The organism is Mesorhizobium sp. CA8, from assembly GCF_020164955.1.
GTDB lineage: Bacteria > Pseudomonadota > Alphaproteobacteria > Rhizobiales > Rhizobiaceae > Mesorhizobium.
Map to the genome: position 1 here is coordinate 1 of NZ_JAIUHG010000030.1, position 26,090 is coordinate 26,090.

Genomic DNA, 26,090 nt, shown 5'->3' on the forward strand with positions numbered 1-26,090 from the left:
GTCCGGCATGAGCGACATCACGGCTGGCAGCGCACCGCGCGATCCGTATCGGCTGGGCCGCAGCCACGGGCTTGGCCTGTTCTCGGCGACCGGGCACGGCGGGGGCGGCCCGGCTTCGAAGTTCGTCACCGTGGCCTACGGATTCTGGATCTTTCTCCTGTCCGACATCATCATGTTCTCGGCTTTCTTTGCGGCTTACGCTGTCCTCTCCAAGGCGACGGCCGACGGACCGACAGGCAAGGACCTGTTCGACCTCACGCGCGTCGCGGCGCAGACGGGTCTGCTGCTCACGTCGAGCTTCACCGGTGGCCTGGCAATGTTGGCGACTCGTCGCCGGTCGATGGCCGCCGCTCAATTCTGGCTGCTTATCACCGGCTTCTTCGGCGCGGCCTTCCTGTTCCTGGAAGTGCAGGAGTTCGCAACGATGGTGAACGAGCAGGCCGGCCCGTCGCGCAGCGCCTTCCTCTCCGCCTTCTTCGCCCTTGTCGGCTGCCACGGCACCCATGTCGCGCTCGGCCTGCTGTGGCTCGGCACAATGATGGCTCAGCTTTGGGTGAAGGGGTTCCGGCCGGAGATCTTGCGCCGGGTGCATTGCTTCAGCCTTTTCTGGCACGCGCTAGACATCATCTGGGTCGCCATCTTCACGCTGGTCTACCTGCTGGGAGCATCGTGATGAGCGAAACGGACACTCGCAACGACCAGCCGCTCGATCATCGCGACGTGGCACCGGGTGAAGAGCGCATCGAGGAACATGAGCTCGCGGGCGGCCTTACCGGTTACCTGCTCGGCTTCGGCCTGGCGATCCTGTTGACCGTCGCGTCCTTCCTCGCCGCGCAAACCGACCTGATCTACCAGCCGGCGGTGATCTCAGCCCTGACGGTGCTCGCCATCGCGCAGATGGGCGTGCACCTCGTCTTCTTCCTGCACCTCACCACAGGCCCCGACAATACCAACAATGTGCTGGCCCTCGCCTTCGGCGTCCTGATCGTGGCGCTGGTGGTTTTGGGTTCAATCTGGATCATGGGCCACCTGAACATGAACATGGCCGCCATGACGGCCCATCAGGCAGCAACGATGCCTTAGCTGAAAGTGATCAAGGTCGGCGAAGAGCAAGCTGCGCAGCATTAAGGTCGACCCAAAGCTTCATCTGCCCAGGCTTCCGGCGCGGTCGCTCCGCATCCTGGCCGAACCGTAATGGCACAGAGAGCCCAGGCCAAACGGTTCAATCCTGCGGCTTCACCGCCCACTGATTGCGACCAGCACAGCTATTGCCCCTCCGTGCGGGTAAATTCGACCGGGGATCGGGCACTAGCGATTAGTCTCGCATTTGCAGTTCAGCAGACCTTCTTGAACCGCCCCCATTCTATTCGAAAGGCACCGCGACAACCGCCCTGCCTTTCGAAGTCATCCTGCAACTCCTCCCACGTTCCAAGATATTCTCCGCAGTCACTGCAGACGATCGGAGTGCTTAGGGACACAGCTTTTGGGATCCGCAGCCTGATTTTCAGGCAGCGGGGGGCACTCCAACCGTTCATTGAGATATTGATCCTGAGACATGTTGCCAGCACTCCATTGTAATTCTTATCGGGCTGTGCGGACGCGAACGTTCCCGCTTCAGAACACGCTCCTTGCAGCTGCGATTCATGGATCCCACTGCGCTTTCGGCCAAAGCGGAGCCCCGCCCTGAACAGTATTCGTCGAGCGCAAAAGGTCGTGAAAGCACTGCGTCCGGCCGGGAATGATCGGTGACCGTTCCCATACGGAACTTAGGTCATGCGATGTAGGGATGTAGGCCGGTAACCGCCGAACACGCAGAATTGACGGGCCAAGCGATAGCGCCCATGCAACTCTGCCAGCGCCTCAGCGCCACCACCATCTATGTCACCCACGACCAGGTCGAGGCGCTCGCTACTGGCACGTCCGCTTTGAACAGGAAGCTGGCCAGCAAGTCGAGGGCTGCTCGCGGTTTACCGGCCCGCGCCTACATCTTTTCCTTGATGCCGGCCTTGAGCAGCCACCAGTTTACGGGATAGCTGGTCAAGAAACCAGCGATCATGGCGAATTGCATCATGAACCAGAACTCGACCGAGTCAGCTGCCAGCGAGAAGCCGAGAACCGGCCGAAAGACTCCGAACTGGGCGAATGCCATGAAACCGTACATGCCGACTTGCCATGCCGTCAGCGACAGCGCGTCGGCCTTCAGCGCCTCAATCAGGCCATCCCTCACCGAGAGACCCCGCATCGGCCTGATGGTGAAATATTGAAAGGCGACGCCGAGGAGGAAGGCGAGCATGTAGTCCAAGATCCAGACAGCGAACATCTTCTCGTCAAACAAATTGCGCCATCCGAACCAGAGCGCCACGCCGGGAAAAAACGTTGCGAGCGATTCCGCCACGATGTCACCCAAGGTGCAACCGGCCCCACAATGCAGCGCGCCCTTGCCGACCATCACAGAGAAGGGTGTGTCGGGCGTGCTCCGCCGAGACTTGGTCGCGCTGCCGGCAGCAGATCTTCCGAATTTCAAGTAGCCCCACAACAACAGCACCGTTCCGAAAAGCGCGGCGACGGGCCAGACGATGTTCATGATCCACATTGGTTGCGGGCGGCGCGTCTCATCCCACCCAATCCAGCCTGCCACCAGAACGCCGCTGACCAGCGAAAGCACACAGCCAGATGGGTACCAGGTCGTTCCGGACCTTTCGCAAGCCCAATTCAGGTGGAGGTCCAAGCCGAATCCGGCTTGCGACCGCATAACCCCAGCCCTCGCGTCGGCAATCAATCGCCCACCAGGCCGGGGATCTCGTGTCACGGTGCAGCCGGCTGAACAGCAGATGCGTCGTAGCGGCCGGGCCGTTTCGTTGACGAGTGCTCACGCGTTTGGGAGCCAAGCGCCTAAAGATAGCGGCCGGATTTGTTCCAGAGAGTGTCACTCTCGAGCTGTCGTTGCACTGCATCGAAAGCAGGCCGCAACGGCACTGCCCAACCATATAGCAGCGCAACCCTGGGGCGGAATTTCGACAATGAAGGGATGCGACCGCTTCCACAGCATGATCGGGGCCAGAGGAAAAATGGTCAAATAAACTTGAGCGGTCGAACGGAACAAACGCAATCCTCTCTGGTTCGCCCCTTATAGAGCGGTATCGGGAGGAACTCATGTTAACTCGTTCTACAATCATCGGCGGCCTTGTCGTGTGCCTGCTTCTGGCACAACCCGTCGGTTCAGCTGTCGCTGCGCCGGCCGTTATCTCGAGCGCGCCGGTCCCTTCTTATGTGACGCAGGCGCGGTACCACCATAGCCATCGCTTCATACTGCGACGGAACCATGCATACTGGCACGGCCACAGAGGCTACCGGCATTATCGGCCGGGTTATCGCCGATATAGTGGATGGTGGTTTCCACCAGCGGCATTCGCCTTGGGCGCCATTGTCGGCGGCGCCCTCAACCAGCATGGCCCCGTATCCAGCCGGCACGTCCAATGGTGCTATGACCACTACCGATCTTACCGAGCATCGGACAATACATTCCGGCCCTACCACGGCCCTCGCCGGCAGTGCCGATCCCCTTATGAATAGGCTTGTAGACCGCCAAGATCAGCTGGTGGACCTCAGGCCAAGCAGGTGTGGAGCCGAACGTGACTCGCGGAATAGCAATTGCCCTGATTGTGGTCGTCGTCCTGATCGCCGGCTTTGTCGTGCTTGGGGGCGCCGGGTCTTCCGCGGGCGGATCGGGCGGAGAGACCCCGCACGCCCTTGATACGCGCCCATAGCAGCAAGTTCGCCGGCTAGCCTGGCGCACATTGCCCTTCGCCCCGCCGCGGATCGGGGCCGATCAATCATTTCCAACAGGAGGCTGCCCGATGTATCGGCTTGTGCTTTCGGCAATCATCATATTGACAGGCGCTGTCCTTGTCCTCGGAGGCCTCTGGTTGGCTGCCCTGGGCGGTAGCTGGTTTTATGTTGTGCTGGGCGCGATGCTCGCCGCGTCCGGGGTGTTGATCGCGATGCGCAGACCGGCTGGAGCGGGCCTTTACGCGGTGGCGATCCTGGCCACGCTGTGTTGGGCCTTATGGGAAGTTGGCTTCAACTGGTGGGCGCTAGCACCGCGGGGCGGGATGCTGCTGGTTCTCGGTATCCTCGTACTCCTGCCGGCCATCATAAATGGCTTCAACGCGCCCTATCGGATCACGGCCGGGTTTGACGCCAACAATGCAGCGCTCGCCGCAGTCATCGTGTTGGCGGCAGCTGTAGGCGTCTATTCGATGTTTCAGGATCCAGACGACGTTTCTGGCACATTCAATCAGGAGCGCATGGCGGCGGCGGCGGCGGCAACGGACGAGGGAATTCCGCCCGGGCAATGGGTCGCCTATGGCCGCACCTCGATGGGCCAGCGCTTCTCGCCGCTCGCTCAAATCACGCCGGCGAACGTCGACAAGCTAAAAGTCGCGTGGACCTACAAGACCGGACAGATACGTGACCAGAACGATCCCCAGGAAACGACCTATGAGGTCACTCCGCTTATGGTCAACGGCACGGTCTACATTTGCACTCCGTTCAGCACGGTGATAGCCCTCGATCCCGAGACAGGCAAAGAGAAATGGCGGTTCGACCCCAAGCTCAAGCAGCCGCCTCGGGACACCACCCAGCATATGACCTGCCGAGGCGTGGCCTACCAGGAGGTCACACCGGCCGGCCTGCCGCCGGAAGTCTCCCTCGCGCCTGACTCGGCCGCGGCCGGCGCCAAGGCTGCCGCCGATCTCCAGCAGAGCGTCGACGAAGTGACGACCCAGGCCGCTGGCGTACCGCAGAATGTGGTGACCGGGCACGCGCAAGCTGGAGCTCCCAATCCGGTGGTCGACCGCGAGCAGGCTCCAGCGCACGTGACCCTGAGCGCCGAATGTACCAGGCGACTTTTCGTCCCCACGTCGGATGGCCGACTGATCTCGATCAGCGCCGACTCCGGCAAGCTTTGTCCCGGTTTCGGCGGTGCGGACGGCACGGTAAACCTATGGGCCAACATGCCCAACGTCACGCCCGGCTCGTTTTATTCGACGTCTCCTCCAGTTGTCGCTGGGAACCTGATCGTCGTCGCCGGAGCAGTCAACGACAATGTTGCGACGACGTCGCCATCAGGCGTGATCAGGGCCTTCAACGCCTATACGGGGGCACTGGTTTGGAATTTCGACAGCAAAAACCCGGATGCGACCGCTCCAATTCCCAACGGCCAGACCTATTCCCACAATGCTCCCAACTCGTGGAGTGTCGCCAGTTATGACCCCAAGCTCGGGCTGATCTATTTTCCAATGGGGAACGAGTCGCCCGATCAGTTCGGCGCCAACCGCGGACCGAATAGCGAGCGGTTTTCGTCCTCGATCCTGGCGCTGCATGCCGACACGGGACAGGTGGCGTGGGTCTTCCAGACCGTTCATCACGACCTATGGGACTACGACGTGCCAGCTCAGCCGAGTCTGGTTGATCTGACGATCAACGGGCGAGAGGTCCCGGCCCTGGTGGCTCCCACCAAGCAGGGAGAGGTGTTCGTCCTGAACCGCCTTACCGGCGAACCCGTTTTGCCGGTCAAGGAAGAGCCTGCGCCGCAGGGCGCTGTCGGCGGGGACCACACATCGCCAACGCAGCCACACTCCGCGGTGTCGTTCAGGCCAAAACCACTTACCGGAGCAGACATGTGGGGCGCCACCCCCATAGACCAGCTTTACTGCCGCATTCGCTTCCATCAACTCCGATACGACGGTGCGTTCACCCCGCCTTCGCTCCGGGGCAGCATCGTCTATCCGGGCAACTTCGGCGTCTTCAACTGGGGCGCTCTTGCCGTCGATCCACAACACGACATTGCCTTCGCCATGCCGGTCTATCTGGCTTTCACCTCGCAACTGCTGCCCAGGCCAGACGCCACAACCCGCGTTGTCAGCAAAAAGGGCGCGCCGGTGTTCAATGAAAACTTCGGCGCTCCATTCGCCGCCAAGATGGGCCCGTTTTACTCCTTTCTCGATCTGCCGTGCCAGCGGCCACCCTGGGGGTACGTCGCTGGCGTGGATTTAAGAACGGGCAAGACGGTATACCGCCATGTCAACGGCACCGTTCGCGACCTTTCTCCTGTCCCGCTGCCGTTCAAGATGGGAGTCCCAGGCATTGGCGGCCCCATTGTCACCGCGGGCGGTGTCGCCTTCCTCAGCGGCACGATGGACAACTACGTCCGAGGCTATGATCTTCGCACAGGCCGCGAAATTTGGCGCGATCGTCTGCCGGCGGGCGGGCAGGCTACGCCGTCCACGTATCAAGCTGCGGATGGCCGGCAGTATCTGGTGGTGGTGGCCGGCGGTCATGGGTCGACTGGCACAAAGGCAGGCGATTCGATCATTGCCTACGCGCTGCCTCGTTGACTGCTGCAGTTTCAGGCTAAGGCGCGCCCCCGAGCGGCGTCCAGGCTCCGCGGTCGGCCGGGATGCATCTGCGGGCGCGGACTAGCCGGAGCCTGACGATCCCGCCGTTGAGCGAGGTTTCATCGTGCGATCCACCGAAAGCCACTTCAACCTCTCGCTCGACAACCCCGCCCCAACAGGATGCATAGGCCTCGCGGCCAGGTGGCATCCGCTCCGGACCGAGTTCGGGCGCGTAGTCGCGCACTCGTTCCAGCAGCGCCTGCCAGGGCAGCCAGCCAACAATCCAAACCGGATTTGTATGAGGGCGGCACAAGCAGAGGCAGAGAAACCGCCCCACGCCGCGAATCTGGCTTCACGCCCATCTTGTTGAAGTGCCGCCTTCGCTTCGGGACCGGTAATTCATCCACGAAGCGGGCGCTATCGAAGTCGGGGCGAGCTTTGGCAAGCTCACCGGCAAGTTCGACCAGCACTTCGTTGCGCGCAACATTGCGCCCTTCGAGCATCAGTGCTCGCCGGACCTGACGGAGATAAAGATCGCCGGCGGCGGGCGACTGCAGCCCCGCGGCGTTGACCGCAAGGCAAGCAGGCCATGAAGAGGCGGGCGGGTCGTTTGCCCAGATCATCGGCTCGACGGGCATTCCGGTCACCGCGCTGGCCTGGACCCATAGCGGCGCCATCTGGATCGGCCGATGGATGCCAATCATGCCGCCCATCCGCAGCCGCAAGGCTACCTTGCCCCGAAACCCGTAACGCAGTCGCCGTAGCTGGGCCCTTGAGCCCAGCTACGGCGACACAGCGGATCGGTGAAATAGGAAATCAATGACCGGTCGCTGCCCCGGCGGCTCGCGGTCTGCCATGGCAGTGTGCGTCACGCCATCTCAGACCTGGGAAGTGTCTGGCTTCACTGGACTCTCCAGTTTGTCCTGCGGGTATGAGGACCATTGTGCTGCGACGGAAGCCGTCTTGGATTTGACCTCTTCACTGCGATTTTTCGACATCTCCTCGTTTTTTGCGGCGACTTGCTCTGCGTCGATTTCACCCCTTTGCGACGCCCGGCTCGTCCGGTCGCGGCGAACGTGAAAACCAAACTCACAGCGCCGATCTGCGGAGCTGCGGCCGAAAAGTGCGTCGACATTCTTGGTGGGCACACGTGCTCTGCCCATGGATCCGCTTTAAGAAATCGTTACGGCAGATGAGCCAACGTAGCGGCCGGTTCGCACAGCTCCCAAATGAATATCAAACCGAGCGCAAGTAAAAATCCAGCATTGCTGCAAGTGGCTCGGGGCTTTTCCTTAGGCGGCTGCGAAGCGCGGCCCCCTCCCAGCAATCCACCAGGAGATCCGCCATCCTTGCTGTGTCGACGTCGGGCGCGATGGCGCCCTCTTCCTTGGCCGCATCGAGGCAGAGCTGGAGCCTTTGTGCAATCGAGGAGAAGCACCATTCAATCTTCTCCCTGAAGACGTCACTGATGCCTGAGAGCTCCTGTCCGAGCCCGCCCATGAGGCAGCCCAGATAGCCTTCCTGCCGATAGCTCTGCTCCACCTGCCGGAAGAAGGAGCGAATGCGCTCCAGCGGCGGCAATGCAACATCGGCAATGCAAGCATCAAGCGTGGCGTGAACGTCGGCGATGTAGGTGTCGATCACCTGGACGGCGAAGTCCTCCTTGTCGGAGAAGTGGTGATAGAACGACCCTTTCGGCACGCCTGCGGAATCGAGCAGCGCCTGCAGGCCGAGATTGTTGTATCCCTGCCTGAGCAGCATGGGCAGGCCTTCGCCAATCAGCCGTTGTTTCGTCGTGTGCATCGCTTGTCAAAATGATCGCGCCGGGATGGCGCGACCATTACACCCAACGAGAACTGATTGCCAATTCCGCAATCGCCCGCGCTACCGTTGGGTCTTTTCGATCATGTGATCGATTACATGGCTGTGCTCGTGCTGTGGGCTGAACATGATAATGGCGGCATCCTCCTGGACGCGCACATTATGTCCGGGAGGCCAGTAAAAGAGGTCGTCCTTGCGCACCGTCTCCTGCCGCCCCTCAGCATTCGTCGTGGTGATCTCGCCCTCCAGCACATAGCCCCAGTGCGGGCACTGGCAGCAGTCGTTGTCGAGGCCTTCGAACAGCGCCGTCGTGTCGACGCCCTTCGAGAGAGAGAAATGCTCGGCGCTGATCCGATCGTAACCGGCGGCGCTGCCGAAACCCAGGCGCTGCCTTATGACTGCTCCCGGAAGCTGAAGACGCACTTCGACGTCATCTTTTGCAACTTTCATGGCGTTCCTCCATTAGACCACTCAGTCTAGACTGATTGGTCTAATATGCGCGACCGGTTGAGTCAAGCGAAACTGCTGAGGCGGCGCAGCGCGCCTAAGCGCCAATGAATTGAGGCACCCGTATCAAATTCGACGGAAGCTCCGCCGATCACGAGCCATTTGATGGCTCATGCCTCTATCAGCATCTGGAAACATGCAAAATGGTGCCGAGCGCAGGGAGCCGTGTGATTACCAAGATCATCTGACGATCCGATCCAGGCCAGACCCATACCCACAAGGACGGCCGTCTGCCGTTAGCAGTTCCCTTCAAGCAGAGGGATCGGGGCAGGATTGATCGGCTGGTACTGCGCCAGTCTTTCCAGTCCCGCGGAGTCGCTCAACACAATCAGCCGCGCGTTGCTGCTGATCAGCTGTTCGGCTCGCAGCTGCTGCATGACGCGGTTGAGATGCGGTACGCTCAGCCCGAGGGCGTCCGCCATGACTTGCTGGGAGAAGGGCAGATCAAAACTCGTCTCCTGCGCCAGACCCACCTCGAAAAGGCGCGCATGAACCTCAAGCAAAAGGTGAGCCAACCGCTCTATCGGTGTGCGCCTGCCGAGGCTGACGATGTGCTCTGCATAGCTCGCTGCCTCTTGTGCTGCCAGCCAGCTGAGCACCAAGCCAAATTGTGGCTGTTCGTAGCAGAGACGGGTGTAGCAATCGAGCCCACACACGGTATAGGTCAGATCCGTCAGCGCCTCGACGGCATAGGTGGACTGATCGAAAAAGCTCACCGGAAAGCCGATCACGTCACCGGGCAGGATGAGCTTGAGAATTTGGCGCTTGCCGCTCCGGAGCAGCCTGTAGCGTATGGCGTAGCCACCATGGACAAAGCACAGGCTCCGAAACGGGGAACCTTGGATGACGAGTTCTTGCCGTTTCTTGACACAAACGTCGCGTTCGAAAATCGCTTCAAGCGCTGCGACGTCGGCCGCGTTCAGTTTCATGACGCGGGTCAGTCTGGTCTTGATCGCATGACCGTTCAGCAGCATGCAGCGTCCGATGTCGAAGGTCCTTGCCCACCGCATCATGCGGCGACTTGTTAATCTAAATCATTAATCGAAATCATCCAACGAAAGTTGCATTGACCGAGCGGTCCACGCGGCTGCGAATGGCTTGTGCCATCCGACTTGTTTTTCCTGTTGGTCGGATGAATTGGGGCAACAACGAAGCCCCAGGGCTTTCAGCCTAGGGAGGAAAATTCGATGCCATTCAACGATGACAACCGAGCCGGCCTGTCTCGCCGCACTTTGCTGCACGCCGGTGCTGGCCTCGCGGGCAGCATGATGCTGCCTTCGCCGCTCATCAGCCCGGCCTCTGCCGCCAGCGACCAGCCGGCGCTGGGCACATGGCCGGCTGGATCGCAAGGCGATACGGTCTATATCGGTGCTACCGTGCCGCGCACCGGCGCCTATGCCGTCCAGGGCGAGGACGAGCTCAAGGGCATGCAACTGGCCGTCGAACACATCAACGAGGGGAATGACCTGCTCAAGCAGATCGCGCCGAAGATCGACAAAGGCGTGCTCGGCAAGAAAGTGGCCCTGGTCGTTGCCGACTCGGCCGCCAAACCCAACAATGCTGTGCAGTCGCAGCAGACCTTCATCAACGACAACAAGATAATCGCCATGACGGGATCTACCTCTTCCGCAGTGGCGGTTGCACTCAATAAGTTCGCCCAGCGCGAGAAGATCCTATATCTGGTGGCAATCTCCGGCTCCAACGACACCACCGGGAAGGACTGCGCTCGCTATTCGTTCCGCCAGTGCGTCTATGGAGAGACCTGCGCCAATGCGATCGGCCCGGTGCTGGTCAAGAACTTCGGCAAAGGCAAGAAGGCGGCATTCATGACGCCCGACTACACCTACGGCCACACGGTCACCAAGTCGGTCAATGACTATCTTACCTCCCAAGGCGGCTGGGAAATGGTCACCAACCAGATTTCCCCGCTCGGAACGCAGGACTTCAGCCAGTATCTCACCAACATCGCCAATTCCGGCGCTGAGTTCATCGTCAACGTCAACTGGGGCCGCGATGCCGTGCTTTCGGTGCAGCAGGCAAAGCAGTTCGGCCTGACGCCAACCATGAAGATGGTGATCCCCTACCAAATTCCGTTTCTGGCAAAAGAAGTCGGCCCGGACCTGACCGAGGGGGTCTTCGCCGCCACGGACTTCTGGTGGACGATGGAGGACAAATATCCGCTTGCGAAAGCCTTCGTCGATGCCTTCCAGAAGAAGTACGATTACCGGCCCGAATGGGGTGCGGAGAACGCCTACATGCAATTCGCCATCTGGGCGCGGATGGTTTCTGAAGCCGGCACTTTCTATCCGCCGGACGTCATCAAGCAGTATGAAAAGGGCGAGACTTTCCCCTCGATGGTCGGAGACGTCAAATTCCGAGCCGAGGACCACCAGCTCATCCGTCCCGTCGTCATCGTCCGCGGCAAGGCTGCCAAGGACATGAAGAACGCGGAAGACTTCTGGGATGTCGTGGAGATCGTGCCTGGCGAAGGGTTGATGCAGAAGCCGGATGCGTTTGGCTGCCAACTCGGTGACTACACCTGACGCTCACGACAATCCTCTTCGCATCGCCGGCGCCAACAAGGATCGTCGCTGCGTCACGGCCAGCTCAAAAGTACGCGAAGCAATGTGTTCGCGCACTGAGCTCTGGCCGAGCGACAGTCGCGGGGCAGTCGGCGATGCGACAGGCAATTCGTCAACCTCACTTCGGGCGGCAGCGTGATCAATTGGGCTAATTTCCTATCGCAATGCTTCAACGGTCTGGTGCTTGGCGGGCTGCTGGCGCTGATTTCGTCCGGCCTGACGATCATCTACGGCACCCTCGGCGTCCTGAACCTGGCGCATGGTGCGATGTTCATGCTCGGCGGATATGCCGGCTGGGTGGCCTATGACTACACAGGCTCTTTCATCGTCGCGCTGATCGCCGGCTCGCTTTTCGTCATGCTGGTCGGCGTGCTGATGGAGAGGCTGATCATTCGCTATTTCTACTCGCGTCCGCAGGAGGATCAGATCCTGGTTACCTTCGGTCTCGGCATCGTCTTCGTCGAGACGGTACGCTTCTTCTTCGGCAGCCTGTCGAAGACGGTGCCGCCGCCGGCGCTGTTCCAGGGCATCACCAATCTCGGTTTCATGGTTTATCCGACCTATCGCCTCGCCTCGCTCGGCATTGTCACGGTGGCGCTGCTGGCGCTCTATCTCGTCCTCTACCGCACCCGCCTCGGCATGATCGTGCGTGCCGGCATAGAGGACTCCGTCATGGTCGGATCGCTGGGGATCGACGTCTACAAGGTGTTCATGCTGGTGTTCGGCATTGGCGCCATGGCGGCTGGCTTCGCCGGCATCGTCAATGCGCCGGTGGTGTCGATCGCGCCGGACGTTGGCGAGGCAATCCTGGTACAGACCTTCGTCGTCGTCGTCATCGGCGGTGTCGGATCGTTCCCGGGTGCGGTGCTGGGCGGCATCATCGCCGGCGAGATCATCTCCATCACCTCGATGTTCAACCCTGGCTATGCGTATGTCATGCTTTTCGTGGCGATGACCGTCGTGCTGGTATGGCGTCCTTACGGACTGCTTGGCGCGGCAGGGCGCGAGTGAACGCGGTCCGCTGATGAACCAGAAGCATCCCTTTCTCGTCGTCGAGGTGCTGACAGCGATCGCGTTGATCGCCGCACCCTTCATCCTGCCGCACCTCGGCTTCGCACCGACAACCATCAATCGCATCCTGATCTGGGGGCTGTTCGGGCTCGGATTCGACATCCTTTTCGGCTACACTGGCCTGCTTTCCTTCGGTCAGTCCGCCTTCTTCGGTACCGGCGGCATGTTCGCTGCCTATCTGTTGACCGAACTGGACTTTCCTTACGTCATGGGCGCAATCATCTTAGGCGCCATCGTCGCCGGCCTGGCCGGCTACCTTGTTGGGCTTGTCGCGCTCAGGCGGACAGGCATCTATTTCGCCATGATCACTGTGGCGATTTCGGAAGTTTTCTTTTTCGTCGAATTCAACCCGCTGTCTCGCTACACCGGAGGCGAGAATGGCCTGCCGGGCGTGCCGACGCCGAGTGTATTTCTTGGGTTCACCACGCTGACGTTCCATTCCGACAGGGCCATGTACGTTTTCCTGGCGTTCTGGTATTTCGTCGGCCTGGTGGTAGCGCTTCGCATCGTGCGTTCGCCGGTTGGGGCGATCCTTTCTGCCATCCGCGACAATCCGCTGCGTGCGGCGGCACTCGGCCACAACATCCACGCCTATAAGCACACTGCCTTCGTGGCAGCCGCGATCTACGCCGGCTTTGCCGGCGGACTGCTTGGCGTGATGCAGGGATTCATGCCGCCGGACGCTTTCATGTTCGACACTTCAGGCCAACTCGTCATGCAAACTGCAATAGGCGGAGCCGGGTCGTTGTTCGGGCCGCTGATCGGCGCGACGGTGTGGCTTTTCCTCAGCGATTTCTTCCAGAACACACTACACCTGGGCGCGACATGGAAGCTGGTTCTCGGCATCGTGTTCGTGCTGCTTGTCGTTTTTCTGAGGCGCGGCATCGTCGGCGCCATTGCGGATCTCTACCGCATGGCTAAAGGCGCAAGGAACGCGACGGAACCGGCCGAGAAGCCGATGGCCGCCCCGGTGATCACGCCGGTTGCCACCGAGGCGTTGCTGCCGCCACCCCGTCCGACGCACAGCGCTTCCAGCCCTATCCTTCGGGCTACGGGTTTGAGCAAGCGCTACGGTGGTCTGATGGCCAATAGCGATATCGATTTCACGGTCAATCATGGGGAAATCCGCGGTATCATCGGTCCCAACGGCGCCGGTAAAAGCACGTTCTTCAAGATGCTTACCTGTGAGGTCCCGCCAAGCTCGGGCAAGATCATGTTCGAGGATCGTGACATTACCGGCATGAGCGTGACGGACGTCTGCCAACTCGGACTGACCAAAAGCTATCAGATCAACCAGCTCTTCGATCGGCTGACCGTCGGTCAAAACCTCACGATTGCTGCACTCGGCGAAATCCGAGGCAAATTCAGACTGGACCTTTTCCGCAACATCCACAAAATCCCTGGCCTTGCCGAGCAGGTGGAGCGCACGCTGGCTCTGGTGAACCTGATGCACCGCCTGGACACGCCGGTTTCGGATCTCGCCTATGGCGAGAAGCGGCGGCTGGAGATCGGGCTAGCGCTCGCGACCTCGCCGAGCCTGCTGTTGCTGGACGAGCCGCTTGCCGGCATGAGCCCGAGCGAACGCATCGAGACGGTGGCCCTGTTGAAGTCGATCGCGCGCGGTCGCACGATGATCATCATCGATCATGACGTAGATTCCCTGTTCGAACTGGTCGAAACGGTCACTGTTCTGCAAGAGGGCCGCGTGCTCGTTCATGGCACGCCCCAAGAGATTAAGTTCAATCCCCAGGTTCAGGAAGCCTATCTCGGCGGCGTCCACGGAGAGATGGCATGAGCCTTCTCGAAGTCAAAGGACTGAATAGCTACTACGGGGACAGCCATATTCTGTTCGACGTATCGCTACGCGTGGAGAAGAACGAGGTTGTCGCGCTTCTCGGCCGCAACGGCGCCGGAAAGTCCACGACCCTCAAGAGTCTGATGGGTATCGTCGCGCCGCGTTCAGGCAGCCTCAAGCTCGGCGGCGAGGAACTGGCGGGCAAAAAGGCGCACAGCATCGCCCGGATCGGTATGCAGCTGGTGCACGAGGAGCGGCGCATTTTCGGCAGCCTGAATGTTGAGGAGAACCTGATCCTCGCCGGCCTGACAGCCGAGAACAGGTGGCCCCTCGAGAGAATTTACGAGATGTTTCCGCGTCTGAAAGAGCGGCGCGCCAGCCGCGGGACTGACCTCTCCGGCGGCGAACAGCAGATGCTGGCGATTGCCCGCGCGCTCGTACGTGACCCCAAGATCATACTGCTCGACGAGCCGTTCGAAGGGCTTGCGCCGGTGATCGTCCAGGATCTCGTCAAAGCTTGTCGCGAACTTGCCGAGGCCGGGCGGACCATGGTCCTGGTGGAACAGAATCTTGCCGCAACGCTGGCGCTTGCACAGCGCGTTTATATCATCAACAACGGGCACATCGCCCAGGAATGGACGGCAGCCGAGGTCAAGGCCAGGCCCGAACTCCTGCAACGCTACCTCGGGGTTTGATGGGAGCTGTCCGCGCAAGTAGCGGAAAACCAATTCGCTCGCAGGTCGCGTAACGCGAGTTTCCCAACCAGGCCCGAGCTTTTGCCGTGGTGTTCTTTGGAGAAGCAGGCCAGCTGTCTATCCACAGGCCTGGACCGATCCGATGAGAGCGGAAATTCTCCTTCCTGCTGTAATTCCATTCAATAGTCCCGAATGTCGACGAGACGGCTGCCTCGGACAGTAGCCACCACGAGCCGGCCGTTCGGATGGTATTTCGGTAATGCCGCCGCCTGATCTTCTATGGTTGCACCATCAATTCCGCATAACGCACCCCGAGCAACCAATTCTGGCCAATCCTGTCGCCCACGACGGCAATGTAGTCCCCGTCGGCCGGGTAACCCATCAAGCCTATCTGCTCATATTCTTCCAGTTCGCGCATGTTCGTTTACATCTCTCCGAAGGACATCGATTTCAAATCTATGGGTGGCAAGATCCCGCGCCTGTCGTGGGCGACCCGGCACCACCCCAACGGGTGCCGGGCCGCAAGGAAGTGCCCGCGCGGTCGCACTTCCTCGAACACACCTGGTGGGTCATCGAGAGCTGCTCGACCGAGGCATCGACGACTCGTTGGCGCAAGCCACGAGCGCAAGTTGTCGCGTGGCTCCGGCTTGTTGCCGGGCTTGAGACAGCCATACGGCTCTATGCTCCTGAGCAAGACCTCTCATGGCGGAGCGCGCCGCGGGGGTGATCTCGTACGCGCCGCAAAAGGCGCATTGGAACTCTGCCTGCCGGTGCGGCAGATCGGCTTCCAGGGTGGCTCCCTCACAAATCGGGCAAGTTGATGGATAATATTTACGGCCTTTGTCAAACGGCAAAACGTTCATTCGCGGGCACCGCTTTTTTAGGATTAAGTTCTGTCGTACACTTGCGCACCCTCTAGCGGCCCAGCGGTTGCATGGAGACAACAACCGCTGGGCTGACGGGAGCGTCGTTCCGAACGCAAAGCGCTCGCCGTCATGACTCGGTCCGTTACCCCCGGTACCTCCTCCGACAGGCATGCTGGGTTTGTCGGACAGGCCGAAGGTTCGCCCTTGCTGTTCGACTTACCAGGCAGGCGGGCGAACTATTCCCGGCCTGACGACGTTTTCTTGAAAATCTTTTGCAAGGAGAGCGCCGGGCCTGATCGCAGACGCCGAGGCCGACATGAAGGCCTGGACGGCTTCCGGGCCGGCGAATAGCGAACGGTACCTTCCGGAACAGCGATGTTGCGGAGTCTCACATAATCGCGGCGGCATGGAATAGTTTCGGATCGAGCTCGGTATATGCGGCAATGAGGTGAAGTTTGTCCGTGCTCGCCACTTTGTGCAATTTTCAGGTGCTCAGGCATAGCGTTTCTGGCGCTGCAATGTGGGACACGAACCCACGAGGATCTCCATCGACGCGCTCGAGATCGAAAGTTCTGCCACTCGGACCCGGCATCCCCCTGCCCCGCCTCTTGATCTGGGTCGCCCCCGCCAAGAAGACCTCACCATGTCGGTCGCTAGGCCGATCGCCACATGATCAGCGTCCACCCGGGCGCTGGAAACCAACCTGAAACACAGGCGTCTCAAAGGGAGGAAACTATGGAACAACCGCTTTCACAACGCTTCGACGCTTACCGACCGTCCAAGACCCTGTGGTTCTGGACGGTCGTGTGTGCCGTTGTGCTGACGATGATCATCGGCTTCACGGCCGGAGGCTGGACGACGGCTGGAACGGCAGCCGAGATGGCCAAGACATCCGCCCTCAAGGCAAAGGCCGAGCTGGCAGCTAATCTCTGCGTCCAGAAATTCATTACAGCCTCCGATGCCAGCGACAACCTCGCCAAGCTGAAGGAAACCTCTTCTTATCAGCGAGACAGCTTCATCAGCGACGGCGGATGGGTGAAACTGGCCGGGATAAGGAGCGATGTGCCGGGTGCGGCGGATCTGTGTGCCGATAAACTGTCAGCGATGGACACTATCCCGACGAACGGCGTGGCTCAGGAGAACACCAAGAGCTGATGAGTTTGGTTTCGCCCGGCGGACGTTTGTCGCCGGGCGCAACTCGCGACGGAGGCGCAGCCATGTATGAAGCGTGGTTTTCAAGGCCCGTGCCAGTGGCCACCGGCGTGTCCGGTGAGATCAACAACCTTTCCAATGCCAGGCAGGCCGTCGACCTCCTTTCCAACCACTGGCGAAGTGCGGGAAGCCCGAAGCATATGGCGGCGCTCAGGGCTTGCCGGCAAGCGATGAACGGTGGTATCGCGGCTGACGTCGCCAGGGACGCCTTGGTCGACGCGGCTCGAGAGGCCCATATGCTCGTCGAGTAAGTTGCGCGTCGCCATGGCAAAACGCGGAGCTCCGTTCGGCTTCCTGCCGGCCAGACGGCAAAATAGACCTCGCGGGCGGCTTGGTTTCGTCCGTGTCACCCTTGCTATTCTGTTGGTCGCAGCGTCGGCCAACGCCACGGGGGGCCGAGCAGAAGCTGGCTCGTTTCCCCTGCCTCGTTTTGTCTCGCTAAAGGCTTCCTCCGCCAATCTGCGTGTTGGGCCAGGTGTGGGCTATAGCATCAAATGGGTCTTCAAACGACGTGGCATCCCCCTGGAGATCTATCAGGAGTACGGCAATTGGCGCCGGGTGAGAGATTGGGACGGAAGCTCCGGCTGGATCCATCACTCGCTCCTGTCAGGACGCAGAACTGGCATCGTCGCTCCCTGGTCAAAAGATCGCCTCGCTTTGTATGCGAAGCCGGCGGCGGACAGCGCCATCGTTGCTTGGCTCGAGCCTCGCGTTGAGCTCAGGCTGAGCTGGTGCGACGGACAGTGGTGCGCGGTCGCGGCCGGTCCCTCAATGGGCTTTATCAAACAAGCGGGGCTGTGGGGCGTCTACCCCGGTGAAGTGCTCTAGATTGGTGACTCTACGTGGCGGACCGAACGGTGTTGATTTCAGGTGGAGGAATTGCCGGACCGGCACTGGCCTTTTGGCTTGCAGCCGCCGGATTCCGGCCGACGCTGATCGAACAGGCGCCCCAACTGCGCACCGGGGGGTATGTCATTGATTTTTGGGGTCTTGGCTATGACATCGCCTCGTGGATGGGCCTTGAGGCAGAGATCAATCGCATAGGATATCACGTGCGCGAAATGCGCATCGTGGGTGAGAACGGCAAGCGTGTCGCAGGCTTTGGCACAGACGTCCTCAGCGAGCTGACAAACGGCCGCTACGTGACCATCGCACGCAGCGATCTCTCGCGATTGCTCTTCGAAAAGATCAAAGACACCACCGAGGTCATTTTCGGCGATGAGATCGTCGGGCTCGAACAAAACTCGGACGGTGTTCGGGCGCAATTGAAACGTGGAGGCGAACGCGACTACTCCCTGATAGTCGGCGCCGATGGCTTGCATTCAGGCGTTCGGCGGCTCGCGTTCGGGCCCCAGCACCAGTTTGAGAGGAAACTCGGCTACGCCGTCGCGGCGTTCGAGGTCGAGGGTTACCGGCCGCGCGATGAAGATCTGTATTTGATGTACGGCCTGCCGGGGCGGATGCTCGGCCGTTTTACGCTGCATGGCAACCGCACCCTTTTCCTGTTCGTCTTCACTGTTGGTGAGAGTCCTCTGCCAAGGGCCCTGGACCTGCAAAAGGAGATGCTGCGCAACGAGTATGCCGACGGCGCATGGGAATGCCCTCCCCTCCTGGAGGAACTGGGCCATACCGATGAGCTCTACTTCGACAGCGTCAGCCAGATCGCGATGAGCAGATGGTCCAAAGGTCGCGTAGCGTTGACCGGCGATGCCGCATTTTGCGCTTCCCTGCTAGCCGGACAGGGTTCGGCCCTGGCCATGATTTCCGCCTACGTCCTGGCAGGGGAGCTCTTAAAAGCCGATGCTCGACATGAAGAGGCTTTCGGCAGCTACGAAGCGCTTCTACGGAACTACATACGGACCAAGCAGCACGGAGCAGCGAGATTCGCCAGCGCCCTGGCGCCCAGAACGCGGCTCGGACTTTTGTTCCGCAATCTGGTGACAAATGCATTTATAATACCCGGCCTGGCGCGTCTGGTGGTCGGAAAAGAAATTACTGACGCACTGCACCTCCCCGACTATCACTGGCGTTAGCCGGTCCTAGCTCCGCCAGCACCGAACATCTCTCTTGGAAAGCGACTCCCAAGCCGTTGCCTGGCGGTAGATCGGGCTGCAAGCCTCCACTTCTCGGAAGGCAGGTTGCCGCTGCTCTGGTCGGTGCCCGGCATGGGTAACTCACGCGGACGACTGCCTCCAAGAGCCCAGCTGCTGAGACGGGTATTTGATCCTCGTTTCCCTTCTTTGGTCCGCTAGTTCGGCTCGGCCGATTTGATCAGCGCCGTGCCTGTGTTAGGGCAGGTTTTCCCACGAGGACAGGCATGGCAGGCATCTCACGAAAATACCCCATGCTGCGGCGCTCGCGGGCAATGTGGACCTCGCGTCGCATCTGGCAACCGCGGCTTGTCTTCTGGGCTGGAGCCATCTCGATCGGATTGATCAGCGTGCTGTTCGCGGCACTCGCAGATCAGGCACAGGGGCTGTTTCGTGCTCTTGTCGGCAGGGACACCGGCTGGCGCTCTTACCTGCCGTTGGTGATGACGCCGCTCGGCTTCGTGCTCTGCGCCTGGTTGGCGCATGTATTCTTCCCGGGCTCGCAAGGCAGTGGCATCCCGCAGGCGATCGCCGCCCGGCACTTGCGCGACGAACACGATCGCAGCCGTATCCTGTCGCTGCGGCTGGCAGCCGGCAAGATCGCGCTTACGGTGATAGGTCTGTTCTGCGGGGCCTCGATCGGACGAGAGGGGCCGACGGTACAGGTTGGCGCCTCGCTGATGCTGCAAGCTGCGCGCTGGGGTGGCATGGCACAGGCACGCGGCCTCATCCTGGCCGGATCGGCCGCAGGCATTGCCGCGGCCTTCAATACACCACTTGCCGGCATCGTGTTTGCCATAGAGGAGATGGGGCGGACCTACGAGGCGCGTACCAACGGACTTGTGCTTACCGCGGTGATACTCGCCGGCCTTGCCTCACTCGGCCTCGTCGGCAACTACAGCTATTTTGGCATCGCCAAGGACACGGTGGCATTCGCCGCCGACTGGCCGTTGGTGATCGCCTGTGGTGTCATCGGCGGTGGCTTCGGCGCGCTGTTTTCGCTGCTTGCTTTGACGGCCACACGCCGGATCCGGCGCTGGAACGCGCTGCAACCTCTCTGGCGAACACTGGTCGTGGCAGGTGTTTGCGGGCTTGCTGTGGCGGTAACAGGAATCGCATCGGGCGGACTCACCTTCGGCACTGGCTACACGCAGGCCCGCGTGGCTATCGAGGGAACCCCTTTGCCTGCATTCTTCTTCCTGGAGAAATTCGCGGCCGGCGTCCTGTCGATGATGTCCGGTATCCGGGAGGCATCTTCGCGCCGTCGCTTGCGGTCGGAGCAGGGATCGGCAGCACACTCGGACTGGTCCTGGGCACCGGTACGGGCATCGCGGCCCTGCTCGGCATGGCTGGCTATTTCGCCGGCGTGGTGCAGGCACCAATGACGGCTTTCGTCATCATCCTCGAAATGACCGGCAACCACGACAACGTCATTGCCCTGATGCGCGCGGCGATGTTGGGCTACGGCACGGCTCGCCTCGTCTCACGCGAGCCGCTCTATCACGCGCTATCGCGTGTTCGTGGCCGAGGCGATCCGGAGGCGCAGGCTGGATGGTGCTGACGATGCAGTCAAACCTTAGCCGCCAGGGGCAATATAGTTGCGCACGAGCGATCGAAAGCCCGCACCAACCCGGGCTTCGAGGAACGGCGTCGATGGCGCCGAAGGCTGTCGGCGCGGCAGTCAACAACAGCGTGATTTTCTACCAGCCAGCGCCCGCGTCTCACTTCCAATCAAATGACGTAAAGCCTCACAGCACCCAGCGGAACGCCCGCCTCAACTCGGCAGTGCCGTCTTTGTCATACCATCGGCCATGCGAGATGATGACACGCTCCGGATGCCAGGCGAGCATCTCTTGCACTGCCATGCGCAGCGCCCTGCGGCGTCGGAAGAAGCTCAGCCGCATGTCGATGGGTGCCTTGCCGTCCGGGTCGGCGGCGCCTGCGAGTCTTACGAGCAGTCTCAAGAACCAGCTGTGCACCCGCTTTGGCTCGAAGTTCTCGATCAGGTCGGTGAGGATCAGGGTTCGCGTGGCGCGGTGGAACAAAACAGCTTCGGTGAGCACAGCGCCGCGAACCACCAAAACGTCGACTTCGCCAGGCCATGGCGAGTGCCGCCCGACCAGAAGCCGGTCCACGGCTATCGGACGTTTCGCCCGCTTCTGCAAACGGCGCACGGCCAGAACTTCGGCGCTGGGAATGGCGGCCTTCCAGTCCGGCACCCACCGGTAGTGCAATGAGTTCGGAGCAATCAGAAAACGGACCGGGCCGAGCACATCGACGGCGGATCGCAGCGCCGGGGTCAGAGGTACCGGCGAGTGGAGCGCCAGATCGCCATTGCGGAGCCGCATAACCGTCATGCGGGTACTGAAGGGAAATTTCATCAAGCCGAGGTCAAAGTCTATCCGCGGTCCATCCACGATCCACACGTCCGGTGCGACCGGCTTGAGAACATTGATCGGCTCATACAAGTTCAACGCGGACCGACCGTTCAGAGACTCCTCAGACCTCGGCATCAGCTCTCAATCCTCGGGAATGTCCCGGCGTGGTCAGCAGCCGGTTCCGCGCTGGCGCCCGCCAGCCATTCACGAACAGCAAGGCGGACGATCTCCGATTTTGCGACCCTCATTTCAGCGGCGGCTGCGACCAACGCCGCTTCGACGCCGGCGTCGAACGACATCGACCCGGATTCTCGCAGCATTGCCGCGGCGCGGATCTCGGAAGGCGCATCAAGGGCGAGCGCATCTCGGGCGTCTGATCCGGTGGTCATGACGGCAACTCCGGCCGCTCGTTGGCCTGAGTGTCATCGTAACTCCGGATGGCGACAACCCAGTCCTTCCTGATCGTGGCGAGCACGAGGCGGCAGCCTTGCGGATAATAGCGTGGCAGCGCCGCTGCCTGTTCGGCAATAACAGCACCGTTCAAGCCGCAAAGCTCGCCTCCGAGCAGCCAGTCTTCACGGGCCTTGGCGCCAACCACCGCGATGTAATCTCCATCGCAGGGATACCCGATGAGCCCAACTTCCTCGTAGTCTTCAAGCTTGCGGATCGCGTTTGCTGCACTCAAGCCAGATACCTTCGGTAGTTCAATCGGACACAACAACATCTCGAACGGCCCGGCACCACCCCACAAGGAAAGTGCCCACGCGGGCGCGCACTTCCGCACTGTCGCGGGGCGGATTCACGATCCACCCCGCGACAGCGTTTCGTTTGCACAGGCAAGGACCGGGATTGTCGAATTCTGTTGCCGAGCCTGCGACAGCCACATCCTTCGGTTCTCCTCGGAGAGCCCTTTCATTGCGGTGCGCGCTGGCGAAGTGATTTCAAAGGGGCCGCAAGAAGCGCATTGGAACTCGACCTTGCGCAGCGCGATATCTGCCTCCAAGCCGGCTCCAGCGCAGATCGGACATTTTGAGGGATAATATCTTCTCTCGAACGACAAAACGTTCATCACACGAGCTTCTTTCGGATCTTGTCGAGAGCGACGCATCGAGACTGAGGCAGCGGCGGCAGCCGATCGGTAGGACTGGAACGCGGGTCAAATGTTAGGCGACGATCAACCTCTTGTCTTCGGGGCAACATTCCTGCGCGTGGCGACTTCAATCTGCTTTGCTTCCACTTCAAGCCGGTCCGGCGCAGCGGATCCCATCAAGGCATAGGCGGTGCCTCCAGATTGCCAGTAGACCGTTGGCACGCGGCCGTCCGTCGCCGGGGTGGGAGGCACTGCGTCCTCGCCATTCATCGGGGCTGCCACCAGCGTGATGCGACCAACGCTTGGCGTATCGGCCGTGACGACGAGGCTTTGTTTCCCGTTCCACGGCTGCACCTGAACATCCCTCACCACCCACACCGATGGCAGGGTCGGCATGCTGACGTTGACGGCGCCAACCAGTCGTTCGATCTTGTCCTGCTTCGGCTCGACGCCTCTGTCCGGGCCCGCATTCAGTTGCGCGACCCGCAACGCGTCTCGCGCGGCCAAAATGAAGGTCTCATCAGCCGTCTTGCCGCCTTGGCGGAGCGGCACGGTCAAAGAGTTCGCGCCCCAGCCGATCGCAACCAGCAACACGGCGGCGACTTGGAGCCTCAGTAGGGCAAACATCTTTCCGCGGCGAAACGCACTCTCCAGGCGCTTCGCCTTCTCCACGCTCGCGGCAGGCGGAAACAGCCGCTGTGGCTGTGAGGCGCGCAACGCCTCCATGCGTTGTGCATGAGCAAAGACCTCCGCCGCCAGCTCCGGCTCACGTGCGAGGCGGGCTTGCAGCTCCGATCTCTGCGACGCGGAAAGCTCACCATCCAGAAGGCGACCGATATCCTCTTCGGAAATCCCATCAGTAGGCCGCATCGCGCCCTCCCACGATCTTGAGACGGGAAGACCCGCCGTCTTTGTCTTCCAGGTTGTGCTTCAGCGCCGCTCGGGCGCGGCTGAGGCGCGACATCACGGTCCCTGCCGGCACACCCAAAAGATTGGCGGTCTCTGAATATGTGAAACCCAGCACCGCGACCAGATGCAATATCTCGGCTTGCTCGGCCGGCATTCGCGTCAACGCCCTTTGCACCTTCGCGAGTTCAGCCGAATGCTCCTGCGAGGGCGGCAAGGCCGACTCCGCTACATCTGCAATGGACGCCATGCGCTGCCGGGTGGCAACGGCCCGGCTGGCATTCGTGAGGAACGTGTTGCGGACGATGGTGATGAGCCAGGGCAGCAAGGGACGTGAGGTGTCGTAGCTGGCGGCCATCGTCAGCGCGCGGGCAAGCGCCTCCTGGACCAAATCGTCCGCGTCAGAATCGTTGCCGGTGAGGACGCGACCGTAACGCCAAAGATCCTCGAGGTGCGGTATGACGTCCAACCTGGTCTTCATATCACCAAAGATATACTCTTTTGCGTCACTTCAGGATCTCCACTTTGCATCTCGCTGACAGATAGACGGCCCAGCGGGCAGGGACAGCTTCCGCTGGGCCGACTGGGAGCGTGCTCCTCCCGGTTCCAAGATCTGGGTGCCATGTATCCTCAGATGCTTGCGCCGCTCCCGTGTCCGATATTGGCTTGGACAGGTCTTGTGCTCCCCCTCCTTGCACCAATTACCAAGGCTGGCCGGAAACTATTCCAGGCGACAACGAAAATATTTGGAAGCGCGAGCCGACGCTCGTCGGTGTAGCAAGCTGAAATAGAATCCGCTGCTCGACGGTATCAACGTGGAGCCGGCTCGTCGACAACCCCGGCTGGAGCAAGAGTGAGGCGGGTCGGGATGCGGCTGGGCGAGATCATTGCAAACACGTTCGCCGCTATGTTGCTAATATGTGGCGTCGCCCTGATTTTCCTCGTCGGCGGCAGACCGCTCTTCCCGAGGCGCCAAGCACGAGTGGTCGTCCTTCTGCCGGCCGATCCGGACAAGACGGCTTCGATCCGCGACGCGCGCCAGCAACTGCCAGGTTACTTCGACGTTGCGCTCGCACCAAGAAGACCAACGGCGTTGCGATAGACCGTCTCCTGCGGCCAGGGGAGCGTTTGGCTGCACGCACGCATAACGCCCTACCTCCGCCGGGCGGGCAGGAAGCCGACGGCGGCACTGCCGTCTTGGAGGCGCCGTGCGTGCGAAGGCACCGGTACCCGGCTGCATTCGCCGACGTCGGTGTCGCGTCATCAGACGGCAGGTTAAGCCGTCCTCGACGGCGAAATCGGTCGAGACCTTTCTGGCCTGTCCACGCTCTCGTGTCCACAGCTGGCGCCCATCCACGACCGCGCTTGTTGGTGACAACGGCTTTTGCTTGCCGAATCCATTCCCACCTAGCCATAATCCGGAATGGACGAACTCTCCATTCCAACGCTCGGGCTCATACTCCTGACGGCCTCGCTTGTCGCGATGATCTCGAGCCGGCTGCGCCTTCCCTACAGCGTCGGGCTGGTAGCTGCCGGCATAGCGCTCGGCTTTGTCCCGGGTGGAACCGAGCTGCCACTCAGCCGGGACCTGATCTTCACGGTATTTCTGCCGCCGCTGATTTTCCAGGCGGCGCTTGAAATCGAATGGCGCCATTTCCGCGTCAACCTGCCGGTGACTGCTTTGCTTGCCTTTCCGGGAGTGGCGATCGCTGCTGCTGTTGTAGCACTCGGGATGCATTGGCTGCTCGGATGGAGCTGGATTGGCGCAAGCCTCTTTGGCGTGCTGATCGCGGCGACGGATCCGGTCTCGGTATTGGCTGCCTTCAAGGCGATGAAGGTGCAGCCGCGGCTTGGGCTTCTGGTCGAATCCGAAAGCCTGCTCAACGATGGCGCGGCGGCCGTCGGTTTTGCCATCCTGATTGCGATCGCATCAGGCGCAAGCGCCACGCCCGTGGCCATCGCCTCTTCCTTCGTCTGGATTGTCGCGGGCGGCATCGCGATCGGTGCGGCCGTCGCAGCGGTGCTCCTTCTCATCGCGGGGCGGACGGAGGACCATCTGGTGGAAATTACGCTAACGACGATCGCGGCCTATGGGTCATTTCTAATCGCCGAGAAATTCGGCATGTCGGGCGTTCTTGCAACGCTCACCTCCGGGCTTCTGGTTGGCAATGTGGGCTGGAAAGGCGCCATATCGGCCAACGCGCGAAGCCACGTGCTGGCATTCTGGGGCTATGCCGCCTTCCTCGCCAACTCGATCGTGTTCATCCTGATTGGCGGCCATGAGGCGCACCAGCCGCTCGGGATCTTTGCGGGTAGCTCGGCGGTCGCCGTCGTACTCGTACTGCTCGGCCGGATACTGGCCATCTACCCGCTCTGCGCGCTCCTCAAGCCGACTTCGCTGAAGGTGGATCTCAAGTACCAGCATGTCCTCGTTTGGGGCGGCCTGCGCGGCGCGCTCGCGCTTGCCCTGTCCCTTGCGCTGCCACAGGACATAGCCGAGCGTGGGGATATCATTGTCACGGCGTTTGCCGCGGTGGCGTTCTCGATCTTCGTCCAGGGCCTGACAATGCCATGGCTTATCAAGAAGCTGGGACTGACTGCCGAGCAAGCTGCATGAGGGCGCGCCGGCTGCCGCGAAGGGGGACTTCGTGCTTCGGCAGCCGGCACTGCACGGGCCAT

General features: G+C 61.1%; 26 protein-coding genes and 1 pseudogene. 15 read left to right on the forward strand and 12 right to left on the reverse strand.

The features are described 5' to 3' along the window. The first annotated feature begins 7 nt into the window (after positions 1-7). Together cyoC and cyoD are read left to right on the forward strand one after the other, a co-directional pair. The gene (gene cyoC / locus LB553_RS25770; protein WP_224517519.1) at positions 8-673 is read left to right on the forward strand and encodes a cytochrome o ubiquinol oxidase subunit III; all 666 of its coding nucleotides are present in this window, start codon (positions 8-10) and stop codon (positions 671-673) included. Further along, positions 673-1,083 carry a cytochrome o ubiquinol oxidase subunit IV gene (cyoD, locus tag LB553_RS25775; RefSeq protein WP_224517391.1) on the forward strand — a complete coding sequence of 137 codons (411 nt, stop codon included), beginning with the start codon at positions 673-675 and terminating at the stop codon, positions 1,081-1,083. The genes cyoC and cyoD overlap by 1 nt, the downstream gene beginning before the upstream one ends. An 898-nt stretch (positions 1,084-1,981) precedes the next feature. Here cyoD and LB553_RS25780 read toward each other — a convergent pair. Beyond that, entirely contained in the window at positions 1,982-2,665 is a 684-nt protein-coding gene (locus tag LB553_RS25780) for a DUF4396 domain-containing protein (protein WP_224517393.1), read from the reverse strand. A gap of 488 nt (positions 2,666-3,153) precedes the next feature. Between LB553_RS25780 and LB553_RS30855 the strand changes: the two genes are divergently transcribed. Together LB553_RS30855 and LB553_RS25790 are read left to right on the forward strand one after the other, a co-directional pair. Further along, positions 3,154-3,573 (forward strand): BA14K family protein, encoded by a 420-nt coding sequence (locus tag LB553_RS30855; RefSeq protein ID WP_411962229.1) that lies wholly within the window; start codon positions 3,154-3,156, stop codon positions 3,571-3,573. A gap of 284 nt (positions 3,574-3,857) precedes the next feature. After that, entirely contained in the window at positions 3,858-6,398 is a 2,541-nt protein-coding gene (locus LB553_RS25790) for a membrane-bound PQQ-dependent dehydrogenase, glucose/quinate/shikimate family (protein WP_224517395.1), read from the forward strand. 146 nt (positions 6,399-6,544) lie between these two features. Here the strand turns inward: LB553_RS25790 and LB553_RS25795 are convergent, their stop codons facing one another. The 5 genes from LB553_RS25795 to LB553_RS25815 form a co-directional block, all read right to left on the reverse strand. After that, positions 6,545-7,180 (reverse strand): DsbA family protein, encoded by a 636-nt coding sequence (locus tag LB553_RS25795; RefSeq protein WP_224517521.1) that lies wholly within the window; start codon positions 7,178-7,180, stop codon positions 6,545-6,547. 96 nt (positions 7,181-7,276) lie between these two features. Further along, the gene (locus tag LB553_RS25800; protein ID WP_224517397.1) at positions 7,277-7,546 is read right to left on the reverse strand and encodes a hypothetical protein; all 270 of its coding nucleotides are present in this window, start codon (positions 7,544-7,546) and stop codon (positions 7,277-7,279) included. 88 nt (positions 7,547-7,634) lie between these two features. Continuing rightward, on the reverse strand, positions 7,635-8,159 hold the full coding sequence (locus tag LB553_RS25805) for a TetR/AcrR family transcriptional regulator (RefSeq protein ID WP_224517399.1): 525 nt from the start codon (positions 8,157-8,159) through the stop codon (positions 7,635-7,637). Between the two features lie 123 nt (positions 8,160-8,282). Beyond that, positions 8,283-8,669 (reverse strand): cupin domain-containing protein, encoded by a 387-nt coding sequence (locus tag LB553_RS25810; protein WP_224517401.1) that lies wholly within the window; start codon positions 8,667-8,669, stop codon positions 8,283-8,285. Between the two features lie 293 nt (positions 8,670-8,962). Continuing rightward, entirely contained in the window at positions 8,963-9,700 is a 738-nt protein-coding gene (locus tag LB553_RS25815) for a Crp/Fnr family transcriptional regulator (protein ID WP_224517402.1), read from the reverse strand. 213 nt (positions 9,701-9,913) lie between these two features. Between LB553_RS25815 and LB553_RS25820 the strand changes: the two genes are divergently transcribed. The 4 genes from LB553_RS25820 (at position 9,914) to LB553_RS25835 (ending at position 14,869) form a co-directional block, all read left to right on the forward strand. Next, on the forward strand, positions 9,914-11,269 hold the full coding sequence (locus LB553_RS25820) for a substrate-binding protein (RefSeq protein WP_224517405.1): 1,356 nt from the start codon (positions 9,914-9,916) through the stop codon (positions 11,267-11,269). 174 nt (positions 11,270-11,443) lie between these two features. Continuing rightward, a complete protein-coding gene (locus LB553_RS25825) occupies positions 11,444-12,319 on the forward strand; it encodes a branched-chain amino acid ABC transporter permease (protein WP_224517406.1) in 876 nt (291 codons plus the stop codon). Positions 12,320-12,332: 13 nt separating this feature from the next. Beyond that, positions 12,333-14,174, forward strand: a complete 1,842-nt coding sequence (locus LB553_RS25830) for an ABC transporter permease subunit (protein WP_224517408.1) — start codon at positions 12,333-12,335, stop codon at positions 14,172-14,174. After that, positions 14,171-14,869, forward strand: a complete 699-nt coding sequence (locus LB553_RS25835) for an ABC transporter ATP-binding protein (protein WP_224517410.1) — start codon at positions 14,171-14,173, stop codon at positions 14,867-14,869. Before LB553_RS25830 ends, LB553_RS25835 begins: the two co-directional genes overlap by 4 nt. A 277-nt stretch (positions 14,870-15,146) precedes the next feature. On the opposite strand, the gene LB553_RS25840 is transcribed toward LB553_RS25835, so the two are convergent. Further along, positions 15,147-15,287, reverse strand: a complete 141-nt coding sequence (locus LB553_RS25840) for a hypothetical protein (protein WP_224517412.1) — start codon at positions 15,285-15,287, stop codon at positions 15,147-15,149. Positions 15,288-16,470: 1,183 nt separating this feature from the next. Here LB553_RS25840 and LB553_RS25845 point away from each other — a divergent pair. The 5 genes and pseudogenes from LB553_RS25845 (at position 16,471) to LB553_RS25865 (ending at position 20,617) form a co-directional block, all read left to right on the forward strand. Next, on the forward strand, positions 16,471-16,890 hold the full coding sequence (locus LB553_RS25845) for a hypothetical protein (protein ID WP_224517413.1): 420 nt from the start codon (positions 16,471-16,473) through the stop codon (positions 16,888-16,890). Further along, positions 16,890-17,198 (forward strand): DUF982 domain-containing protein, encoded by a 309-nt coding sequence (locus LB553_RS25850; RefSeq protein WP_224517415.1) that lies wholly within the window; start codon positions 16,890-16,892, stop codon positions 17,196-17,198. The genes LB553_RS25845 and LB553_RS25850 overlap by 1 nt, the downstream gene beginning before the upstream one ends. 13 nt (positions 17,199-17,211) lie before the next feature. Next, positions 17,212-17,775, forward strand: coding sequence for an SH3 domain-containing protein (locus LB553_RS25855; RefSeq protein WP_224517417.1), 564 nt, complete (start codon positions 17,212-17,214; stop codon positions 17,773-17,775). A gap of 14 nt (positions 17,776-17,789) precedes the next feature. Further along, on the forward strand, positions 17,790-18,980 hold the full coding sequence (locus tag LB553_RS25860) for an FAD-binding domain (RefSeq protein ID WP_224517419.1): 1,191 nt from the start codon (positions 17,790-17,792) through the stop codon (positions 18,978-18,980). Between the two features lie 284 nt (positions 18,981-19,264). Further along, positions 19,265-20,617: pseudogene (locus LB553_RS25865) on the forward strand (chloride channel protein). Positions 20,618-20,785: 168 nt separating this feature from the next. Here LB553_RS25865 and LB553_RS25870 read toward each other — a convergent pair. The 5 genes from LB553_RS25870 to LB553_RS25890 all read right to left on the reverse strand — a co-directional run bounded on the left by LB553_RS25870 (position 20,786) and on the right by LB553_RS25890 (position 23,880). Then, positions 20,786-21,505 carry a DUF4336 domain-containing protein gene (locus LB553_RS25870; protein WP_224517420.1) on the reverse strand — a complete coding sequence of 240 codons (720 nt, stop codon included), beginning with the start codon at positions 21,503-21,505 and terminating at the stop codon, positions 20,786-20,788. Between the two features lie 44 nt (positions 21,506-21,549). Further along, complete coding sequence (locus tag LB553_RS25875; RefSeq protein WP_224517423.1) at positions 21,550-21,804, reverse strand: hypothetical protein; 255 nt, start codon at positions 21,802-21,804, stop codon at positions 21,550-21,552. Continuing rightward, positions 21,801-22,100 (reverse strand): hypothetical protein, encoded by a 300-nt coding sequence (locus tag LB553_RS25880; RefSeq protein WP_224517425.1) that lies wholly within the window; start codon positions 22,098-22,100, stop codon positions 21,801-21,803. The genes LB553_RS25875 and LB553_RS25880 overlap by 4 nt, the downstream gene beginning before the upstream one ends. A 489-nt stretch (positions 22,101-22,589) precedes the next feature. Then, positions 22,590-23,375 (reverse strand): anti-sigma factor family protein, encoded by a 786-nt coding sequence (locus tag LB553_RS25885; RefSeq protein WP_224517427.1) that lies wholly within the window; start codon positions 23,373-23,375, stop codon positions 22,590-22,592. Beyond that, the gene (locus LB553_RS25890; RefSeq protein WP_224517429.1) at positions 23,362-23,880 is read right to left on the reverse strand and encodes a sigma-70 family RNA polymerase sigma factor; all 519 of its coding nucleotides are present in this window, start codon (positions 23,878-23,880) and stop codon (positions 23,362-23,364) included. Before LB553_RS25890 ends, LB553_RS25885 begins: the two co-directional genes overlap by 14 nt. A gap of 399 nt (positions 23,881-24,279) precedes the next feature. Here LB553_RS25890 and LB553_RS25895 point away from each other — a divergent pair, with 399 nt between their 5' ends. Together LB553_RS25895 and LB553_RS25900 are read left to right on the forward strand one after the other, a co-directional pair. Continuing rightward, positions 24,280-24,513 carry a polymerase gene (locus tag LB553_RS25895; RefSeq protein WP_224517431.1) on the forward strand — a complete coding sequence of 78 codons (234 nt, stop codon included), beginning with the start codon at positions 24,280-24,282 and terminating at the stop codon, positions 24,511-24,513. 321 nt (positions 24,514-24,834) lie between these two features. Continuing rightward, positions 24,835-26,028: a cation:proton antiporter gene (locus LB553_RS25900; RefSeq protein ID WP_224517434.1), complete on the forward strand. Its 1,194-nt coding sequence runs from the start codon at positions 24,835-24,837 to the stop codon at positions 26,026-26,028. Positions 26,029-26,090 lie beyond the last annotated feature (62 nt).

What these genes read in the sequence shown, in the direction of transcription:
- LB553_RS25830 (WP_224517408.1), top strand. Translation starts at nt 12,333, where the DNA reads ATGAACCAGAAGCATCCCTTTCTCGTCGTCGAGGTGCTGACAGCGATC.
- LB553_RS25835 (WP_224517410.1), top strand. Translation starts at nt 14,171, where the DNA reads ATGAGCCTTCTCGAAGTCAAAGGACTGAATAGCTACTACGGGGACAGC.
- cyoC (WP_224517519.1), top strand. Translation starts at nt 8, where the DNA reads ATGAGCGACATCACGGCTGGCAGCGCACCGCGCGATCCGTATCGGCTG.
- cyoD (WP_224517391.1), top strand. Translation starts at nt 673, where the DNA reads ATGAGCGAAACGGACACTCGCAACGACCAGCCGCTCGATCATCGCGAC.
- LB553_RS25820 (WP_224517405.1), top strand. Translation starts at nt 9,914, where the DNA reads ATGCCATTCAACGATGACAACCGAGCCGGCCTGTCTCGCCGCACTTTG.
- LB553_RS25850 (WP_224517415.1), top strand. Translation starts at nt 16,890, where the DNA reads ATGAGTTTGGTTTCGCCCGGCGGACGTTTGTCGCCGGGCGCAACTCGC.
- LB553_RS25855 (WP_224517417.1), top strand. Translation starts at nt 17,212, where the DNA reads ATGGCAAAACGCGGAGCTCCGTTCGGCTTCCTGCCGGCCAGACGGCAA.
- LB553_RS30855 (WP_411962229.1), top strand. Translation starts at nt 3,154, where the DNA reads ATGTTAACTCGTTCTACAATCATCGGCGGCCTTGTCGTGTGCCTGCTT.
- LB553_RS25840 (WP_224517412.1), bottom strand. Translation starts at nt 15,287, where the DNA reads ATGCGCGAACTGGAAGAATATGAGCAGATAGGCTTGATGGGTTACCCG.
- LB553_RS25900 (WP_224517434.1), top strand. Translation starts at nt 24,835, where the DNA reads ATGGACGAACTCTCCATTCCAACGCTCGGGCTCATACTCCTGACGGCC.
- LB553_RS25790 (WP_224517395.1), top strand. Translation starts at nt 3,858, where the DNA reads ATGTATCGGCTTGTGCTTTCGGCAATCATCATATTGACAGGCGCTGTC.
- LB553_RS25845 (WP_224517413.1), top strand. Translation starts at nt 16,471, where the DNA reads ATGGAACAACCGCTTTCACAACGCTTCGACGCTTACCGACCGTCCAAG.
- LB553_RS25885 (WP_224517427.1), bottom strand. Translation starts at nt 23,375, where the DNA reads ATGCGGCCTACTGATGGGATTTCCGAAGAGGATATCGGTCGCCTTCTG.
- LB553_RS25875 (WP_224517423.1), bottom strand. Translation starts at nt 21,804, where the DNA reads ATGACCACCGGATCAGACGCCCGAGATGCGCTCGCCCTTGATGCGCCT.
- LB553_RS25810 (WP_224517401.1), bottom strand. Translation starts at nt 8,669, where the DNA reads ATGAAAGTTGCAAAAGATGACGTCGAAGTGCGTCTTCAGCTTCCGGGA.
- LB553_RS25895 (WP_224517431.1), top strand. Translation starts at nt 24,280, where the DNA reads ATGCGGCTGGGCGAGATCATTGCAAACACGTTCGCCGCTATGTTGCTA.
- LB553_RS25805 (WP_224517399.1), bottom strand. Translation starts at nt 8,159, where the DNA reads ATGCTGCTCAGGCAGGGATACAACAATCTCGGCCTGCAGGCGCTGCTC.
- LB553_RS25815 (WP_224517402.1), bottom strand. Translation starts at nt 9,700, where the DNA reads ATGCTGCTGAACGGTCATGCGATCAAGACCAGACTGACCCGCGTCATG.